The sequence below is a fragment of the Paenibacillus chibensis genome (assembly GCF_004001045.1).
GTDB lineage: Bacteria > Bacillota > Bacilli > Paenibacillales > Paenibacillaceae > Paenibacillus_AQ > Paenibacillus_AQ chibensis.
In genome coordinates, this window is sequence record NZ_BIMK01000031.1 from 1 (window position 1) to 18,830 (window position 18,830).

The 18,830-nt window shown below is 52.1% G+C and carries 12 protein-coding genes and 1 pseudogene; all 13 read right to left on the reverse strand.

Annotated elements, in window-relative coordinates:
• Nucleotides 1-23 precede the first annotated feature (23 nt).
• The 13 genes and pseudogenes from PCH05_RS20530 to modA all read right to left on the reverse strand — a co-directional run bounded on the left by PCH05_RS20530 (nucleotide 24) and on the right by modA (nucleotide 18,697).
• Complete coding sequence (locus PCH05_RS20530) at nucleotides 24-4,313, reverse strand: SpaA isopeptide-forming pilin-related protein (RefSeq protein ID WP_164766734.1); 4,290 nt, start codon at nucleotides 4,311-4,313, stop codon at nucleotides 24-26.
• A 349-nt stretch (nucleotides 4,314-4,662) separates the two neighbouring features.
• Nucleotides 4,663-5,298, reverse strand: coding sequence for a class D sortase (locus PCH05_RS20535; RefSeq protein WP_246049806.1), 636 nt, complete (start codon nucleotides 5,296-5,298; stop codon nucleotides 4,663-4,665).
• A gap of 21 nt (nucleotides 5,299-5,319) precedes the next feature.
• A complete protein-coding gene (locus PCH05_RS20540) occupies nucleotides 5,320-6,459 on the reverse strand; it encodes a response regulator (protein ID WP_127605358.1) in 1,140 nt (379 codons plus the stop codon).
• A 79-nt stretch (nucleotides 6,460-6,538) separates the two neighbouring features.
• Nucleotides 6,539-6,817 carry a hypothetical protein gene (locus PCH05_RS20545; protein ID WP_127605360.1) on the reverse strand — a complete coding sequence of 93 codons (279 nt, stop codon included), beginning with the start codon at nucleotides 6,815-6,817 and terminating at the stop codon, nucleotides 6,539-6,541.
• 246 nt (nucleotides 6,818-7,063) lie between these two features.
• The gene (locus tag PCH05_RS20550) at nucleotides 7,064-9,790 is read right to left on the reverse strand and encodes a glycoside hydrolase family 2 protein (RefSeq protein WP_127605362.1); all 2,727 of its coding nucleotides are present in this window, start codon (nucleotides 9,788-9,790) and stop codon (nucleotides 7,064-7,066) included.
• A gap of 12 nt (nucleotides 9,791-9,802) precedes the next feature.
• Entirely contained in the window at nucleotides 9,803-10,621 is an 819-nt protein-coding gene (locus PCH05_RS20555; protein ID WP_164766735.1) for a carbohydrate ABC transporter permease, read from the reverse strand.
• 39 nt (nucleotides 10,622-10,660) lie between these two features.
• Nucleotides 10,661-11,542 carry a carbohydrate ABC transporter permease gene (locus PCH05_RS20560; protein ID WP_246049808.1) on the reverse strand — a complete coding sequence of 294 codons (882 nt, stop codon included), beginning with the start codon at nucleotides 11,540-11,542 and terminating at the stop codon, nucleotides 10,661-10,663.
• Nucleotides 11,543-11,709: 167 nt separating this feature from the next.
• Nucleotides 11,710-13,007 (reverse strand): annotated as a pseudogene (locus PCH05_RS20570) (ABC transporter substrate-binding protein).
• A 248-nt stretch (nucleotides 13,008-13,255) separates the two neighbouring features.
• Nucleotides 13,256-14,191 carry an ArsR/SmtB family transcription factor gene (locus PCH05_RS20575; RefSeq protein ID WP_164766737.1) on the reverse strand — a complete coding sequence of 312 codons (936 nt, stop codon included), beginning with the start codon at nucleotides 14,189-14,191 and terminating at the stop codon, nucleotides 13,256-13,258.
• Nucleotides 14,192-14,309: 118 nt separating this feature from the next.
• The gene (locus tag PCH05_RS20580; RefSeq protein WP_174806287.1) at nucleotides 14,310-16,124 is read right to left on the reverse strand and encodes a glycoside hydrolase family 2 protein; all 1,815 of its coding nucleotides are present in this window, start codon (nucleotides 16,122-16,124) and stop codon (nucleotides 14,310-14,312) included.
• A 172-nt stretch (nucleotides 16,125-16,296) separates the two neighbouring features.
• Complete coding sequence (locus tag PCH05_RS20585; RefSeq protein WP_127605370.1) at nucleotides 16,297-17,097, reverse strand: polysaccharide deacetylase family protein; 801 nt, start codon at nucleotides 17,095-17,097, stop codon at nucleotides 16,297-16,299.
• 31 nt (nucleotides 17,098-17,128) lie between these two features.
• Nucleotides 17,129-17,821, reverse strand: coding sequence for a molybdate ABC transporter permease subunit (modB, locus tag PCH05_RS20590; protein WP_127605372.1), 693 nt, complete (start codon nucleotides 17,819-17,821; stop codon nucleotides 17,129-17,131).
• 15 nt (nucleotides 17,822-17,836) lie between these two features.
• A complete protein-coding gene (gene modA / locus PCH05_RS20595; protein WP_127605374.1) occupies nucleotides 17,837-18,697 on the reverse strand; it encodes a molybdate ABC transporter substrate-binding protein in 861 nt (286 codons plus the stop codon).
• Between the last annotated feature and the right edge of the window lie 133 nt (nucleotides 18,698-18,830).

Genomic DNA, 18,830 nt, shown 5'->3' on the forward strand with positions numbered 1-18,830 from the left:
TAACTCAGCAGGCTGTTTTTCTCTTATCCGTGGTTACGGCTTGCGCGCGTCTTTCTGTACAGCAGCAAGGCCCCGCCGAGCACGATCAGGCCGAAGCCTGCAAGCTGGAGCGGAAGATGGCTTTCTTCCCCGGTTTTCGGGAGCATGCCATCGGTGTTCGGGTCAGGCTTCATCCCATTGCCGGAGCTGTCCGGTGAAGCGTTGCCCTTTCCAGGCTGGCCTTGCTCATTCCCGCCATCCGGATGATTGCCGGAGCCGTTTGAACCCGGAGTAGCTCCGCCGTTAGGCTGTCCCGGCTGCGTGCTGCCTCCAGGCTCACCCGGCGTTCCCGGTGTGCCTGGAGTGCCTGGAGTGCCTGGAGTGCCCCCGTTTCCAGGTACGACAGGCGTTCCCGGATTCGGATCAGGAGTTACCGGAGGCTGCGGATCCGTTGTTCCCGTCGGAGGCGTAACGGGTCCTGGTCCCGTGGATGGTCCGCTTGGATCTACCGGAACCGACACTCTGTTGTTTGTTTTCTCCACCAAGACCGGTTCCGTTTGTTGATTCGTAATTTCAAAGGCTATCGGCTTGCTGTCTAACTGATAACCACGCGGCGCCTCAATTTCAATCAGTTGATATTTATTCGGCGCCAAGTCCTCTAACCACAATTCACCATTTACATCCGTCGTCAACTTCGCTTGATCGATACCGGTAACCACTTTATACACATAATTCCCGGCTTGATCGAAGATGTTCGTTTCTTCCCTTAATTCGAACACAGCCCCTTGAAGCTTTTGGCTTTTGTTCGAATTATATTTTGTCAATTTGACGGAACGATCGTTTGCTTTGTTCTCAATCGTCAACGATGTATTCGACTGCTTAATCTGCACGGCTGTGTCAGCTTGTTCAATCACGTAACCGGCCGCTTGGGTTTCTACTAACGTATATTCGCCGTAAGGCAGGTTATCAAACTCGATTTCACCTTGGCTATCCGTCGTTTTCGTGCCGATCAGCGACTTCGAGCTATCATAAAGCTCAAATTCTACGCCTTCCAGAAGAACCGAATGATCCTTCGCGTCGACTTTGGTGATGACCAGCTTACCGTCTGTCCCCCGGGCATTGGTTTGGCTCAAATGCAATATTTGAGTTTGGTTGGCAGCGATGGTGACCGGGATCGGTTTAGCATCAACGAGATAATAATCGGGTGCCGTGATTTCAACCAATTCATAATTGCCAGGATCCAGATCGCCTTTGGCAATCTTCCCGTCCGCATCCGTAGTCAAAGTATCGACTACCTCCTGCGTTCCGGCCTTTCTCAATTCAAACACGGCGCCTTGCAGCTTTTTAGTTGAATCTGCAGCATCGGTTTTGATTAATTCGAACCCGTGACGCAGGATTTTGTTCACAATCGTAAAGGATTCATTCGGATCTTTGAATAAGATCTGTTTTCCTGTCACGCCCGTATAATCAGGATCCATCAGATACCCCGAAGGTACGGATACTTCTTTTAGTTTGTAAGGCAATCCTGTCGTTTTGTTATTGTATCTATAATCTCGGGTCGTAACGGCTTCTCCGTGCGCATCGGTTACGATGGTTTCGAGCAGCGTCGTTCCGGAACCGTTATACAGCTCGAATTTCACTCCTGCTAGGGGTTGGTTCAAATCATCCACTTTGACGATTTTAATTTTCCCGCTGCCTGTAGAAGCTCCTCCGCCCGCTCCGGCTAAAGAGACGACGATTCCTTCCTGATTCCCTTGCCCGATTACGGAAGAGGATTGGCCGGCGAATGCAGCTTTATTGGTTATTCTCGCACCGCTGTCCGCGTTGATAAACGACTGGTATTCCAAAATATAAGCCGTATTCAATGCCTTCTTGAAGGTCAGCTTAAACGTGTTTCCTGTGACCTCTAAGTCATAGTCTGCCGGATCGACTGAACCTGCTTTTTTGGATACATCCCTGCTATTGTTCGAAGGAATATCCGTCTTATACAGCTTTAAGGAATCTTTGAGCAGAATCTGATTATCTGATAATGTATCCGTCAATACGGAACCCGCGGCTACGTAAGATTGGCTCGGATTAATGCTCACATGCCAAGAGGCAATATCGGATTGACCTACTTGATTACCCGTTTTCTCGACGTAGACTCCACCATGTGCAGGTGTTACTTCTACTGATTTTTCAAAACGATTCGTTGTTCCATCCTGCAGCGTTGCATGATTGGAATACGTGCCTTCAACCGGATATGCACCGTCAAGACTGGTTTTGTACGTAATTCGATAGGCGGTTTTATCGATTTGGCCCAGATTCAGCACAAAACCTTTACCATCCGAATTTAGCGTGAACTGCTCCGCTGTAAGAGCTACTTCGTTCGGGTCAATGTCTATCGTGTTATTGGCATCCTTCAGAATCAGCTTATTGACGATCAGAGAGTTGTCTACGAAGGTTTCGTTACCTGTATAGTTATCTTTGATCACGGCATTCTGAATGTCGAACAGATTATAGTTCACATCAATTTTCCATGTAATGGTTTTGTCTTTGGCGTTATATTCGCCTATTTTATTCCCATTTTCAATAGTGTAGTTTTGAGGTGTCACTACTGCAGACTTAGTGATCGAAGCTTGCGGAACGCCCGCTTCGTTCCAATCCAGGGTCCCTACGTTTCTGTATTCGTTATTCGTAGGCATGCCTGCCGTTGGATCGAACGAAGTGGTGTACGTAATAACGTATGGAATACGAATACCGTTAGCCGGGACTTTTAGTTGAAGCACAAACCCGCTTTCAAAGCCAGCATCTCCGCTATTGGCGACCAGCTCAAACTCGCTATGTTCCAGATCTGCTCCGTTAATCTTGATCGTAGCGGGATCTAATTTCATATGTTTGCCCGCATAGTTATCCTTGATGACGACGTCTGTCATATCTTTTGAATCCTGATTCAGCACAAGTTTCCATTCAATGGTCTTATTCTGAAAATCCGACTTGCTTACGCTCTTGTCAAAAATAACTTCACGGATCCCCTTTGAACCCGTTCTCGTCGTGCCATCGTACATTTTCACCGTATTAGCTACGGTTTCATTCTTGTAAATGCGCGCTTGGGCATCAGTTTGGTATTCGATGACGTAAGCTTTGTTGATCGGATCGTTAAACTGCAATTTGAAGCCGCCGTCAAAATCCGTGCCCACACTCGTTAAGGTGTACTTGGACGGGTCAACGAGGGTCCGATTCACGCCTTGGCCCGCACCGTTAATGTCCACGGAATACACATTCACACTACCGCCAACAAGCTTCTGCTTTGTCTTATTCGCTGCATCGAACGTATCCTCGATCCATGCATTCGCTTGGGAAATCGATTGTTCATTATAATTGTATTGAATTTTCCAGGTAATGGTTTGCGTCTGTGCATTATAATCACTTTCAACCGGATTCGGCTTCGTCAGCGGCTCATTGAAGTTCACCTTCACCTTGCCCGTAACCGTTTCAGTGGCTGCTCCATCGCCCGTAAGCTCCGCCGTGTTAGCAATTTCCCTGTTCTTAAACGGTTCGGCGGTTGGTGCTGCAACGCTTGTCGTATAAGTCACCCGATATGCTTGATGGATATCCCCAAGATGAATCGGAAAGCTGGTTTCCGTTGTCGGGGAACCCTTCGGCTGCACGCTGCCGTCTAACTTCACTTCCAGCGGCTGAACTGTAATATCCCCTTTAAGCGATAGTCCGTCATAAGAGAACGTATCATTCAGAACGGCGTTCATGATTTCCTTTTCACTTTGGTTAAATTCGACGGTCCATTCAATCTCATCGGAGTTGATTCCATTTTTATTAGCCTTGCCCGTTTTCTTGAGCTTGTCTACCGCGGTATTGGCAAAATGAACGTCGATGGCGCTTTGGCCGACCGAGCTAAAATCAATCGGCTGTTCCAAGCTGCCGTTCAGCTTCGATTCGTCAAACGATAACCACACAAAGAAATTACCGCTTAACTGGGTTCCTTTAATGGCTTCATTGAATGTAAATGTGACTTCCCCGTTGGTAGACACGACATAGTCGCCTACTTTACCTGTCAATGGCCCTTTTATTTCATTAGGAACCTTAAACTCGGCAGGAAGACTAAAGGTAAACGTTGAGCCGTTATCGTACGGATGTTGATCATCCGGCAATGACCAGTCGTAAATAATGGCTACGGTATCTTTGACTTTGGGTCTGACGTTCTGGATTTCATTCCCCTGCGGAATAATTGATCCATCATCTTCATCAAAAATTGGCTTTGCATCGTAAATCTTAACGCCTGTAATAAGCTGATCCGTAATGACCGGACCCACAGGCTCGCCGCTGGCCGTAGCCATTGAGCCAGGCAATACAAGATTTAATACTAAGGTTACGACCAGAAATAAATATAACAGTTTACTGTGCTTCTTCATGATTACTCCTTTACCTCAGAATAAATTTGTTGAACATGTATGATGTGTTGGGTTCATCAGGCCAGCAGCACGTACGGCGGTTTTGCGTATTTCCTAAACATCCGAATGCTCTCCTCTCCATTTCTCCCGTTTATTCATACGCTTTCCGGCCCGAATTTCGTCTGCTTTTGCCTGAACTTGCCGGATCGGCGCATATCATCTGAACTATACAGCACCGCGCTGAATATTTTCTGAATATAAAGAAACCACCCATTTCCTTTCGGAACATGCGTGGTTAAGAATGTATGATTTTGCCTTTAATAATCAGACGATGTGTCGGGTTCACCATTGGATGGCACGTCACGAGCGTAATTTCCTCATCCTTGCCGTCGCTTTCCAGCACCCATACATCTTCGGGCTTGACGATCAGCTTCTCGGTGACGGTGTATTCAAAACGCTGGCTCCCGGTATCCACATCGATTTTGTCACCCGTCTTCAGTTCATCCAGACGGTTGAAGTTTCTGCCGTAGGTCCGGTTCCGGTGACCCGCGATGGCGTAATTGCCGATGGCCCCGGGCATCCCCGTATGTTCGATGCTGGCCAGCGTCGTTTTCATATTTTGTTTGGTGGCTCCATGAACAATCGGCAGCTTCAGATTAATTTTATCGATCTCCAGCATACCTTCCACTTGCCCGTCCTTGCGTGATGCCTCCTCAGCCGGCGCTCCGGTCTGCGCGGAAGCAACCTTGTCCGTAAGTGAAGCTTCCGAGGTGTCCGGCTCATCCGCGCTGTCTATATTGTGGAAGCTGCTTGTCCACGTCTCGGCTAATTTCTCCTGTCTTGCATTTTCCGCCATCTCCGTCAGCTTGGGGTAGCACAGCAGAACGATCCCCGCGATGATCAGTAAAGCGGAGAGGATTTTCAATTTCAACGCGTCTTCACCTTTCTTTACCTAGGTAGCGAATGAGTGCGTCCGCTCCCATTCCCAATACCACTCTGCAAGCTCCTTGCTCGGCAACGTCACGTACTCCGCATGCAGCATATCCTCCACAAGCCGAAACAGTCTTCTGACCTCGACCGGATGACGGAGGACCGCATACACGCGCATTAAGCCTGCGTAACCATCCTCGATGTAAGGCAGCTTCTCTATTATTCTCTGGTATATTCCGATCGCTTCGGCATACTGTCCGATCCCGCATTGACATTCGGCAATTTGTTTGGCGTGATCCAGCCAAATCAGACGGGTACGCTCCTGTTCCGGCTCCGCCCAAGCATACCGGTGCTCCTCCAGATAATCCCCCGTATACAGCTCCATAATGGCCAGGTGCTCTGCCAGCGTCTCCGGCGTCACAGCCGGGGCTTCACGCAGCCGCGTTTCCCAGACATCAACGTCGAGAATGACGTTTCCCCATTCCAGGCGATAGCCCTCGTCCTGATATTTAATTTTCATATCGAGCTCGTGGGTTTTGATCATTTTCCGGATCTGATAGACGGCCGTATGCAGCTGCGTCGTCGCTTTTTTAATGTCGTAGTCGGGCCAGAGCAAATCCATCAGCGTTTGTTTGCTCACCGTCTTATCACGGTAATAGAGGAGGTAGGCGAATAACTCGGGTGCCTTCAGCGTTTTCCACGGAAAAGACTGTGCTTGCTGACGACGATCCCGATAATGCAGGCTTCGGAGACAGCAGAGCGACGTTGTTCCCGTATCATGGAGGCCGCCCGAAGCATACTTGGATACCCTGCTCATTGTCATGGCCAATCTCGCGGAATGCACAGGCTTAAGCAAATAGTCCATCGCATTGATTTCAAAAGCCTTGACCGCAAAATCGTGATACGCCGTAACGAAAACGATTTGCATGGAAGGATGCAGCTCCAAAAGCCGTTCAGCGAGCACGAAGCCGCTCATTTCAGGCATTTCGATGTCCAGAAAAGCCAGATCCAAGTCCGTCTGCCGGGCCGCTTCCAAAGCGGATTTCGGGTCTTGGAACGTACCGATCAATTCCACATCCACGCCAAGCTCCTCCCGTGACTGCAAAAGCTTTTCCATTTTCAGCAATGCCAAATGTTCATCATCGACTATGATCGTCTTCAAGCCCTATCTCTCCCTCTGGGTTTTGCCGCTTTATCGTTAGCTTTATTTTAGCAACAAATGCCCCCGAGGAGTATATCTTTTAAGCGTTTTCGCCCATTCTTGCATCCTCTGTATGAAAATCCTCTGCCAAGGAACAGTGCTTCCAATCATCCATGATCATATACCCCCGCCGAACCAATGCGAAGATCGTATTCGTCGTGCAGCACCATGCAAGCTCTGAAGCATCACTCAAGGATTCCTCTTCCTCGGGAATGGCCTCGGGATACGTCCAGAATCCGCCCTGATTCCAGCGTATGAGCTTTCCGCCGTGCTTGTGCGCCTGATCCAGCGCATCCTGCTGCTTCTCCGATAAGTCCATGTTTCATCACCACACACTTCCATGTTCATCGATCCGCTTCCGGGCGAACGCCCCGGTACGGTTTTTAAGGGACCCCAATCCCAGCATGTTTCTTCTATAGATATACAATGAACTAAAGCCAGTCCAATGTATATCATTAAAGCACAAGGCTCTGAATATTTTCTGAACATCGATCAGTCTTTAGAACAGATAGCAGGGAATAAAAAAGAGGGCTCTCGCCCTCTTTTTCCTGTCTCTTGCCTTCTGCTAGAGTTTCCGGCATTTCAGGATCAGCGCCTGGAGTACCTGGGTGGCAATCGGATGAATGCCGTAATGCTGCTTCAGCTTCCAGGTCGTCAGAATCAGGCGGCCCTGCGCGCTTTTCTGCTCAAGCAGCGAGCCTCCGGCCTGTCCGATCCAGCCTTGGAAATACCCCGATACAATCTTGCTCGTCTCCGTAATTCCTTCGTTGCCGAACATGTAGACGACGCGGCCGATCGTACCGCCAAGCTTGTTGTAATTGCTGAATGGCACGATGTAGTCCGGATACAGCCCTTCCATCTCCCAGCCCATTTCATGATGGAGCGGAACGCCTGTGAAGTATTCCGGATCGACGTAGTTAAAGGAAGACGTGCGATCCCAGCTTTCGCCCCGCACCAGCTCACGGAAGGTAAACTGTCCTTTTTCCGCCAGCTGATCTCCATCCTCCGCCAGGAAGACGACATGCCCGCCGTGGCGATAGTATTCGAGTACCCGCTCGTCAAGGACCGAGGTGACAACCGCTTCAGCCAGGTGAAGCTCCTCGGTCAGCCGCATGCCGCTGTCTGCCAGCCGGGATCCGAATTCCGACTCCATGCCGTAGGCGCAGACTAGGACATCCTCCGCCGCCCCGCGCGGCGATATCGTCAGCTCCTCCGCGTTTGCTGCCGCGACCTGCTGATCCAGTATGATCAACAGCTTCATCTCGTAGAATCCTGCACCTGCCACCTGCGGAGCCTCGAATGAAATCGCTCCCTCAAGCGCTGCAAACGTCCGGTTCCCCTCATCCAGCGGTATGCTTCCGGAGAGGCCCGTCCCCGGGATCTCCCATCGCACCTCACCACTTAAGCTGCGCTGATCATGATTGGAGATGAGGATGTCCCACGACTGGCTTTCGCCGCTCCACAGGTTCCGTTTGACTCCGTCCGCCATGACCACGAGTCCGCCGTTGAAATCGGCGGCATGCTCCATGCCCCATTTCAGGTTACGGGTGTAATCCATCCATCCGTTCGTTTCCCATTCGATATCTGTGAATTCCGTCACGACATAACCGTTGATTTGCGGCCGTTTCCGCATTTCTTCGATTAAAGATTTGACGGCGCGGTACATTCTGCGCTGGGAGTACATGGAGAGGTTCTCGAGATTCCCGAAGATCCGCTGCAGCTGATACTTTTCAAAATTTTCGTAAGCGGTCAGCGGCTTCTTGAAATCCTCCCGGTGGGTATCGTCCCCCAGGTTGGCAAACCAGGACGGTTCGCCCCCGTAAAAAGCGAGCAGCTTCTCTACGCTTGGCAGTCCCCATACGCCAAACTCGGAGATAATGATCGGTTCTCCTTGCGGCGCATAGCCCTGCACGTAGTTTTGTTCCGGATGTCCGGCCATATAGTCGTCCAGATCCGACTTCCATTCTTCGCTTTGCTCCGGCAGGACGAAGTAGCGGTGATAGTCGTTAATATCCGTCTTGACGTGAATCCAGCCGGAATTGTCGCAAATCAGACGCGTCGGATCCATGGATTTGATGTCCCGATACATCGCGATGACATGCTCCTGCTTGGCCTTGTCATTCGCCAAATCCCATTCCAGTCCCCACTCCTCGTTGTACAGCGACCACATGAGAATGGAAGGATGGTTGAAGTCCCTGTCAATCATCGCGCGCAGCTCGTCGCTGAACCGTCGTCTGCTCTGCTCCGACCACTTCACGACATTCGGCGGCTCCGCCCAAATGAGCATGCCCATCCGGTCGGCCCAATACAGATAGCGGGGAATTTCCACTTTGATATGCTTGCGCAGCAGGTTAAAGCCCATATCCTTGGCTCGCTGGATTTCCATACGGATCCACTCGTCCGACGGCGCCGTATAAATCGTGTCCGGGTAAAAGGCTTGGTCAAGCGCGCCGCGCACGAACAGCGGCTGTCCGTTCAGCAGCAGCTGCCCATCGGCAAATTCGATCGTTCTCATGCCGAAATACGTTTCGAACGTATCCAGCACCGCTCCTTTGGCATCCCTCAGCTGCACCTTCAAATCATACAAATGAGGCTCCTGCGGAGACCATAGCTGCGCACCCGGGACAGGAATGTCATGCTGAACCTCTCCGCTATCTACGTCCGCGCGGGATTCAGTCACTAGCGGCTTCGGATGCAGATGACCCGCAGCCTCGAAGCTCAGCTCCGCCCCCTGCGGCAGATCTCCCGAAAGCATCACCCGCGTCCGCGCAAGGCCGCCGTCGATATCCGGGATCACATGCACCTGCCGGATGAAGCAGCCCGGGCGGCGCTCGAGAAGAACCTCCTGCCAAATCCCGCTGATCCGCGTATACCAGCTGCCCTGCTTGCCGATCGGAATTTCCGCGTTATCCTGCGGATCGAATACCCTTACAGTCAGGCGGTTGACGCCCTCCGGTCTCATCTGCGCGGAGACATCGAACTCAAAAGGCGTAAAGCCTCCCTCATGCTCGCCGACAAATTCCCCGTTCAGCCAGACCCTGGCCTGAAAATCGACGGCGCCGAAACCAAGGATCGCCTTCTGTCCCGGAGACAGTGCGAACGCCTCAAACTCTTTTTCATACCATGCCGTACCGCAGTAATGCACGTATTCCTCTTCGCGCTGCCAGATGTGGGGAACCTCCACCGTACGGGTCTCTGTCAAGCTTTTAGCGTACCAGCCTTCCCGTTCCCCCTCATCCTTGCGGTCAATTCTGAATTGCCATGCTCCGTTCAAACCCAGTTGTTCTCTCATTCTGATCCTCCACTATTTAATGCCCGTCATTGAAATGCCTTTAATGATATGCTTTTGGAAAAATAGGAATACCAGCAGAGCCGGAATGCTTGCCAGTACGTTCGATGCCATCGGTACCGCCAGATCCGTCGCGAAAATGCTCTGGAAGGTCGGGATGCCGACCGGCAGCGTCATCATGGCCGTATCCTGCGCCACCAGCATCGGCCACAGCAGGTTATTCCACGACTGGATGAAAATGAAAATGCTGACGGCAGCCATCGAGCTGCTGGACAGAGGGAAAATGATCCGCGCCCAGATCCGGAAGATGCCGGCTCCGTCCATTTTGGCCGCCTCCAGCAGCTCGTTCGGCAGCTGATCGATAAATTGCTTCAGGATCAGGAAGGCGAGCGGAAGCATCATGCCCGGCCAGATGAGCGCATTATAGCTGTTGCTCCAGCCCATGTCCGTGACCATCTGGAACAGCGGGACCACAATGGATTCCACGGGTACCATCATGCCGGCAAGAATCAGCGCAAAAATGAACGTTTTCCCTTTGAAAGGAATGCGGGATACGGCAAAGGCAGCCCACGAGCTCAGCAGTACCGTAATCGCCGTTTGCACCACGCCGACGATGACGCTGTTGAGCGTCCATCTCCACATCATGGCCGTCCCGTCCGGCTTCATAACCTTGGCAAAGCTTTCAAGGCTAAAGGGCGTGCCGAACAGCTTGCCCAGTATGGTTACGGTCGAGCCCGGCTCTTTAAAGGCGGATATCAGCATCCACAGCAACGGGGCGATCATCATTACGGCAAATAAATATCCGAATACATAGGCCCATACTCTGGGATTCATCCAACGTTTGATCGAAGTCATGCTCATCTCACCTCTTCCTTAGCTTTTGCTCATCAGCAGTTTGTATTGGATCAAAGAAATCAGGGCAATGATCAGGAACAGCACGAACGAGACGGCTGCCGCATATCCGGTATCCCACTGCTTGAACGCGATTTGATAAATATAATGAACGAGCGGCGTCGTGGATGTTCCCGGTCCGCCTTTCGTAATAAGCCAGGTTTGGCCAAACAGCTTAAAGGAGGAGATGGTCTGGAGAATGACAACCAGCGCGGTCACGCCCTTCAAGGATGGCATCGTAATAAAACGGAACTTGTTCCATGCGCCCGCTCCGTCGATGTCTGCCGCTTCGTACAGGTCATCCGGAATTTCCTGAAGTCCTGCCAGAAACAGAATCATATTGAAGCCGGCCGTCCACCACAGCGTAGCGATCAGGATGGAGAGCCATCCCATGCCCCAGCTGCCGAAGAAGGAGACGCCCATCGTAATGCCCATCGAGCTCAGCGTCTCGGCAATGAAGCCGGTTCTGGACTGCAAAATGAATACCCAGATGCTTCCGATTACGGAAACCGACAGCATGTAGGGCATGAAAAAGGCGGTGCGAAGCAAGGTGGTTCCTTTCAGTTTCATATTCACAATTAGCGCCAGCACAAGGCCCAAAACGACGATGGACGGCGTGGAGATGAGAATAAAATACAACGTGTTCCACAGCGAGCTCCAGAACTTGTCGTCGGACATCATGTAGCTGTAATTGTCGAGGCCTGCAAATGTCTTTTCCCCGCCCATGCTTCCTTTGGACAGGCTCGTCATAAACCCTTTAATAATCGGATAAATCCAGAACCACAAATAAATCACCATAAAAGGGGCCAAAAAGGCCAAGGCGGCCAGGTAATTTTTATAGGCATGGCTTCTGTGCTGCTTCACTCCGTCTCACTCCTTTAAAAACATCTCTCCAAGCGTAAGATCACCGCAGGCGGACATTCGCTCTCATTTTCTGTTCTCTTTCTCTGTTCTCTTGTCTCTTCCGAAAATAAGATGATGCTGGGCCTTGGTTCTTGCTTCCCCCGCACCACCTCCGTCCCTGCATGGAATTATCTGGTCATTAATTTGTCCGCTTTATCCTGGGCTTCCTTCAATCCCTCTTCGATGGATTTTTGCCCATAGTTGATTTGCACCAGGGATTCCAATACGGCATCATCGACAGCGCTAAGCTTTGGCGTATCCGGCATATACTTCACAATTTTCATAACGTCCGCATAACCGGCGCGGTATGGCATAGCCTTGTATTCCTCGGAATCCACCACCGATGGCTTGGATGGCACATGGCCAGCTTTTGCCCACATGGCGCCATGATCGGCGAGCCAGTTCGCGAATTTGACGGCAGCAACCTCTTTATCGTGATCATCCTGCTTCGGTACGATCAAGGTGTGCGAATCGCCCCAAGCGGCAGGCTGGTCATACAGCTGCGGGAATGGAACAGCCGCGAAATCAAGCGATTTTTCCTCTCGAAGTTGCCTGTAGCCCATACGCCGGTAAAGGTTACAGCCGCTTTCGAGGTTTTGAAAATGTCGTAGCTGTTGTCGCCGATGTCCGGAAGCATCAAGCCTTTGTCCAGCCAGGCTTTCAGCAGCTCCATCGCTTTTTTGCCTTCAGGCGTATCGATGGTCGGCTTGCCGTCCTTGAAGTACGTGCCGCCCTGCTGCTGAACAAGCGCATACCAGATCCAGTATGTAAATACGTTGTTGCTTCCGATAATCATCGGAGATACGTCGCCTGGCAGCTTCGCTTTCAGCGTTTCCAGCATCTTCGTGAAGCCCTCGGCACCCGGCTCCATCTTGATCGTTCCGTCTTCATTCAGAAGTCCCGCATCCCCAAGGAACTTCTTGTTGTAGTACATGACGACAGCGTGGGTATCCAGCGGAACCGCATAATGCTTGCCGTCGCGAACGATCGCTTCCTCCTGGTTTTTGCCGAAGGTGGACCAGTCGAGACCGGCTTCCTTCGCCAGATCGTCCAGCGGCTCAACCATGCCCGTAGGCGTGAGCTCCGCCAAATGCGATACGTGGGCAACCGCTACGTCCGGAGCGGATTTGGCCTGCAGGGAGGACAAAAGCTTCGGATAATAGTTATCCCAGTTGTTGTTCATAAATTTCACTTTGATGTCGCTTTGAGACTGGTTGAAGGTATTGACCATATCCTCCATGAACTCACCGTCCGAACCGCTGAAGGGTACCCAATAATTCAGCTCGATGGTCTTGCCGCCCGATTTGCCGTCCGATTTCGAAGCGCTTTCATCGTTTGGCTTGGCATCCCCGCCTTTGGAGCATCCGGCCAAGACCAGACTAAGAATCATGAGGACGCTTACAAGTTGATACATCGTTCTTTTCATCGCTAATAATCCCCCTAAAGAAGTGAAGTTTTCCACTGCAAAAACAATATAACACTAATACATGTTTTATATCAATATTTTTTGTAATAAAAAATATGAGGATTTATTATTGACTAAAAAAGCCCCGGATCACAAGCCTTTTAACCGCACAATCCCCATTTTATTATTTTATAAAAAAATGTAACAAAAAAAGACATCCGCCTGAACAGGCGATGTCTGTCTTGGAAGCAGTGGTACGGCTTCGAGCATTATTCCGAGTGACGCAGATTCATGATGATCCCTTGTTCATAGTTGCCGAAGTTCGGGCCGAACAGGTTGATCCCTCCGGCATTGAACGCATCCTCCTTCACGCCGATCCGCAAGGAGACGAAAGGTTTATCCTGCAGATTCAAGTCGCTGACCGTCACGTCCGAAATCTGCACACCGTCCAGAAAGCTGCCGTTCTGGTTGACCTTCCAGTGCTTCAGCAGGCCGTATTGCGTAAAATAAATCGTCCACCATTCGGGGGTGTTAAAGCCCCGCTGTCCCCCGAAATCGCCCGGGCATGTCCAGGTTCCGATCTCGACTCCGTTAATCCAGAGCGTAATATCCGAAGGCCAGTCCAGCTTATGGTACGGGGCCTCCGAGCAAATCTCCATGCTGAATTCGATCTCCGTCGCCTTTTTCCCGTAGGGGATCCGGTTCGGATAGCGGTATTCGACGAAGCCGTGCCGGAAGTAGAGCAGCTGTGCCTCCCTGCGCCCGGGCTCATAGAATGAGCGGGGATCATCCTGCATGCCGATGTAATCCGTTTCGCTCACGAGTCCGCAGCTCGGCTGCACCTGGCAGTCCACATACTCGCCGATCGGCATGTCGATGGTAATAACGTTCTTCTCCTTGTCCGTCGCATCCGTGAACAAATCGATGACGATCCGGTCGTAGTTCTTCGAGTTCACCTTCTGTGTTCCCCGTCCGGGCACCAGCTCGGTGATGATAAGGTTCGCGTCCTCCAGCTTCTTGACGTTGACGGCCGTCGTGGAGAAGGGCAGCCCCAGCTTTTCCGACAGCTCGTTTACGTTATGCGGTCCCGTGCCTAATATTTTCAAAATGTTCATCCGGTGTTCATTCCCGATCACTTTGCTGATTTCTATGGCTTCATCCATCGTCAGCTGCAAAACTTTAATGGCGAACACCTCCAATTCCATGAGATTTTAGAAAAGAAGTTTATTGTACCGAACCGGAAACATTTTTATTACAACTTTTCTTAACATAATTAATATAGCAGATATCTCACGATGTTCAAATGGAATCCTGCACGTTGCTTCACCGGCTTCCCTTTCTCAGCTCGTTATGCAGCTCCGTGATCCAGCCGGAATCAAGCTTCACCACTTCCCGGTCGTATGTGACCAGTCCGTTGATTTCCGTCTCCACGTCGGTCAGCTGGGTATACACAGCGGCGCAGACGCCTTTCCCGACCAGCGGCAGCAGCTGCTCCCGAATCAGCCTGCCATAGGCATGCTGAAGCTCCTCCCGCGATGCGCAGCGCTTATATCCGACCTCCTTGCCTTCCTGCCAGACATGGCCGCGCTCCAGCAGGCTGTAGCCCCCGTATTCCGAAATCACGACGGCCCGGCCCTTGATGCGGTTCGGCATCCGGAGCTTGCGGAAATAGATGTGTACGCTCTTGATGTCGCCTACTTCTTGGTCATGCCAGCCGCTGGCGTGATCCACAGGACGCGTCGGGTCGTACGCCGTGAGCCAGGCCGCCGTCCCGGCAGCGTCGAATTGCCCCCAGGCTTCGTTGAACGGTACCCACATGCCGATGCTCGGGACATTGTGCAGTGCATCGACCATTTCTTTCAGTTCGGCCTTGTACTGCTCCCGGTTCGCCGGATCCTCCCGCCCCATGACCTTGTACTTGTCGTCCCTCACTTTGAAAGCCCCGAAAGCGTTCGGCAAAATGATGTGGTGCAGATGATTCCACCCGCCGCCGCCGTTGATCATATCCTGCCAGACGATCAGTCCGGCCCGGTCGCAGTGGTAATACCAGCGGGCAGGCTCGACCTTGATATGCTTGCGGGTCATATTGAAGCCGAGCTTCTTGGTCAACATCACATCGTAAGCAAGCGCTTCGTCCGTCGGGGCGGTATACAGGCCGTCCGGCCAGTAGCCCTGGTCGAGGATGCCGTGCTGGAATACGGGTTCATGATTCAGGCAAAGCCTTGGGACTCCCGCGCCGTCCTTCTCGACGTTGAAGGCGCGCATGCCGAAATAGCTCTCCACGGTATCCACAGGTTCCCCTTGCTCGACGAGCTGCACCTTCAGGTCATATAAAAAAGGGTCATCCGGGCTCCACAGCCGCGGATGTTCGATTTGCAGCCTCAAGGATTCCCCGGACCGGCAGCGTCCATAGGCGATACGGATGCCTTTTTCATACGCGGCCGCTTCAAGGATAAGTTCATCCGCAGGTTCGTCGTTTGCCTGAATTTGAATCCTTAGCTCCTGCCGGTCCATGTCGGGCGTCAGCTTTAAGGATCGGATTCCTTGCTGCGGAACCGGCTCCAGCCAGACGGTCTGCCAGATGCCCGATACCGCCGTGTAGAACAAGCCCTTCGGCCGCAGCGTCTGCTTGCCGCGCTCCTGTCCGTACGTTTCGGTCGGATCCCAGACTGCCACCACGATTTCATTTGAACCGCCGTTCACGAGATCCGTGATCTCCAGCGTAAAAGGACAGTAACCCCCGGTGTGTCCGCCCGCGCGCTGCCGGTTGATCCATACTTCCGTCTGCCAGTCCACCGCGCCGAAATGGAGCAGAAGCCGCTGCCCTCCCCATCCTTCCGGCACTTCGAACGTTCTGCGGTACCATAGGCGCTGATCAGGCCGAAGCGGTTTGCCCACGCCCGATAAAGCGGACTCCAGCGGGAACGGGACGAGGATCTGCCCGTCATATTCCGCCGGCTCCATCTCCAGGGGACGAATCGCATAGTCCCAGAGCCCGTTCAAATTCATCCACTGCTCCCTGACCAGCTGCGGCCGCGGATATTCCGGAAGCGCGTTATCGGGACTCACGTCCCGTGCCCACCTGGTCATCAGCTTGCCCTGCACAGGCTCCCACGCCCTACTTTGCTTCTCCTCCATGACCCGCCTCCTGAATCGTGCTCATTCGTTGTTTTCCTTCCTCTTTCATTTCCATTTCAGGGAGGCATAATCCTTTTTTCCGGTATGCGAAAAGGGCACCCGCTCTGCCCTCGGATGCCCTTCATATACGTATTCTATGGATACGGAATCGCCCGCTCCACCCTGTTTCTTTTTAGTTCCAATTCACGATAGCTCCCGGTTCCACCGCCTGTGCCTCGCCATCCACTTGGACCCATACCGGAATCGCCGACGGGTTATGCACCAGCCTGCAATCTGCCGAGAAGCGCAAACGTTGAACCGCCTGCATATAGGAAGCAATTTCCGCATTTGTCGCGTACCAGATTTCCTCATGCCCGCCGATCAGCTCGCCGAAGCGTTCCAGCTCGTCCCAATTGTCCTGATCCGCGAATTCATAGCTGTGCCCCCATACATAGAGCAGAGCCATTCGCGGGAACCTGAGATGGAGGTCCAGAAACCGCTGTCCGGCATCCAGCATGTCCTTATGATGGCAGGTTGGGTGCCATGTCAGGAAATTCGCGGGCAAATCAAAAGCTCCCGTGCTTTCCACCGTCCGCGCGTATTCGATCCCAAGCGACGGAAGCAGTGACGCAACCCTGTCGTTATAGGTTCCAAAAGGATAGCTCATCCCTCTGACCGGATAGCCGACCAGACGCTCAAGCGCAGCCCGGTCCTGCATGATTTCATTCACGACATCTTCCGGGGGCGCTAGCTCCAGAAACGGATGGGTTACCGTATGCGCCGATACCTCATGGCCGCTGAATAAAGCCGGTACTTCCTCCGCAGCGATATAATGCTCTTTTCCCAAATTCCCCGAGTTCAGGTGAAACGTTCCTTTAAGGCCGTAACGGTTCATGATTTCCACCAGACGCCGGTCATGCTCACGTCCATCATCGTAACTGAGCGTCACGGCTTTCTGCTTTCCGCCCGGAAAGCAGGCGAGACGGATTGCCACACATAAAACCTCCGTTTCATAATGAGAGAGATTATTTCGTTTTGACAGCAGTACGGGTTTCTGCCGCTGGATTTCGGTTCCCGGTCAGCAGCAGCATGAGGAAAGAAATGAGGATGATGGCGCATGTCCACGCCCATGCCATGGGTGTATTGCCTGCATCCACGGCCACATAAATGGCTGTCGGGATCGTCTGGGTTTTGCCCGGAATGTTTCCGGCAATCATCAGTGTCGCGCCGAACTCCCCGAGTCCGCGGGCAAAGCCCAGAATAAAAGCCGTGCCGAGCGAATGATAGGTGATCGGAAGCGTGATATGACGGAACACCTGCCATTCACTCGCCCCGCTGGAACGTCCGGCGTTCTCAAGCTCCGGATCCACGGAGGCAAAGCCGTTTTTCATCGTCTGATAGACCAGCGGAAAAGACACCACGACCGCGGCGATGACGGCTGCCCACCAGGAAAAAATGACGGGAGCGTTGAACAGCCATTCGATCGCTTGTCCGATCCAGCTTTTCCGGCCCAGGACCACGAGCAGCAGAAAGCCGACGACCGTTGGCGGCAGTACCAGCGGCAGCATCAATACGGTTTCCAGCACGATTTTCCATTTACATTTACGCTTGGACATCCACCAGGCCGCTGCGACGCCGAGAAGGAGCACGACAACGCTCGACAGCAGCGAGACCTGCAAAGAAATCCTCACCGGTGACCAAAAATCATGCCAGCTCATGAAAGACACATCCTTTTACTCTGCTGCGGTAAATCCGTATTTCAGAAACACATCCAGCGAAGCCTTGGACTGCAGATAATTGTAAAAGTCCTCCGCTTCTTTCGAGTGCTTGGTCGCCTTGACGATACCGATTGGATATTCCACCGCCGAATAAGAGGCCGGATCCACGGTAAAAGCAATTTTGACCTTTGACGATGTCAGTGCATCCGTTTTATACACGAATCCGGCATCGGCATTTCCCGTCTCCACATATTGTAGCACCTGACGCACGTCCTTGGCTTGAACCATTTTGGATTGGAGCGCATCCCACAGCTTGGCGTTCATCAGCGCTTCTTTGGCGTAATTTCCCGCAGGAACGCTTTCCGGAATGCCGATAGCTACCTTTTTCACGTCGGCTTTGTCCAGATCCTCCATACCGGCTACTGCCGCCTTGCCGTCCTCCGGTACGACTGCCACCAGTTCATTTTTCAACAGTGTCTTCTCTTTGCCTTCCGCAATCAGATTGTTCTCAACCAGCGGCTTCATGTTCTTGACTGCCGCGGAGAGGAACAGGTCCGCCGGAGCCCCTTGCTCGATCTGCTTTTGCAGCGCGCCGGAACCGCCAAAGTTAAAGCTGAGCTCGATATTCGGATTCGCGGCCTCGTAGGTTTTTTTGATATCGTTCAGGGCATCGGTCATGCTGGCAGCCGCCGAAATGGTCAGATCCACCTTTTCCGCAGGTGCCGCATCGGAAGCGGTTGTGCCCGAGCTGGTTTGAGCTTGGCTGTCTGCACTGTCCGATGGGGTATCCGCACGGCTGCCGCAGCCTGCGGCGAACATGATCATCATCGCAACCAAAACATATAAAACCATCTTATTTTTACTTATTAAAGCCATACTTGCGTCCCCCATTGTTATGTTTAGTTATAATTAGATATAATTCATATAAATTATAACTAGAATCCTTCTGCGCTGTAAACCTGTTCAGAAAACGTTCATTTTCAAGTATGGTACAATAAAAGCATATGAA